We start from the raw sequence: 1,143 nt of genomic DNA on the forward strand, positions 1-1,143 counted from the left end.
TTTGATATTATCTGCATCTAAATACCCTAAAAAGCGTTCATAAACAACTAGAGCGCTAGGTTCTTTCCAAAGTTTCTTCTTAATTATAGCTTCAAAAAAGTTATCAGTACTCAAATTAAGCTTATCTATATCCTGTAAAATGCTAGTTAAAGAAAACGACTTAGCTTTTTCAGCTTCAAGTATAGTTAAAAGCTCATTTTTTTTAGTTAATTCAGCCTTGATGAATTGATCTAATAGTTTATTTTTTATATGGTTATTCTCAAAGATTGTTCTAATGAATTTATAGTCCTTTAATGCAATTTTCGAATCTATAAAATCAAAGGCATCTTCAGCATCTGTTGATTTGGACTTTGACCAGACAGCTAAGGTTTCGTTATGTAGCTGATAAGATTCTTCATCTTCAGAAATACGATCTTCCTTCTTATGGTAAAAATCTAAAGCCTGAGCTACAACACTCCTCATAGATATTTTACCATCATCTAATAAACGAGTCCCATTTTCAAAAATTACAGCGCTTAGTTCTTTGCTATATTGTTTTATTTCTTTAAAGAAATTGATGCTAGTTGTAAGATTAAGGGTATTAGGACCATTTATCAAACGTTTTAAAATTAGATCTAAAACATAAAAATCATCACTATATGCAACGTCTTTGAATTTCTCCAAGGGTGGTTTTAATAGAACATGCATATCAGTGTTCTTATCTTTTAAAAGGCTTAAAACTGATTTAAACAATACAGACTTTGAAGATAGCTTAACAACCGCCTTACTTATATTCTCTGTTTGATTAAATTCTGGGATTAGATATCTTAAAATGCTCTGGTCTGATTTAATGAAAGACTTTAAAACCTGAAGTTGATTTGATAAATTGGACTGGTAGGATTTTGGCAATTCACCAGTTCTCAAAAAGTACTTTATTAGCTCTAATTTATCAGTTTTATCAAGCGTTCTTTTTTTATTATCTAATAATGAGATAGGATTAAGTCTTAGCTTATGCTTAAATTCTAAGTCAAGTAATTCTTTGATATTATCTGCATCTAAATACCCTAAAAAGCGTTCATAAACAACTAGAGCGCTAGGTTCTTTCCAAAGTTTCTTCTTAATTATAGCTTCAAAAAAGTTATCAGTACTCAAATTAAGCTTATC

1 protein-coding gene is annotated in these 1,143 nt (G+C 29.6%); it reads right to left on the reverse strand.

Annotated elements, in window-relative coordinates; all coding sequences use genetic code 11:
* Window positions 1-1,143 (reverse strand): hypothetical protein (locus IEV72_RS13570; protein ID WP_188459661.1); only part of this gene is annotated, 1,143 nt, incomplete at both ends.

This window comes from Psychroflexus planctonicus, assembly GCF_014640195.1.
Lineage (GTDB): Bacteria > Bacteroidota > Bacteroidia > Flavobacteriales > Flavobacteriaceae > Psychroflexus > Psychroflexus planctonicus.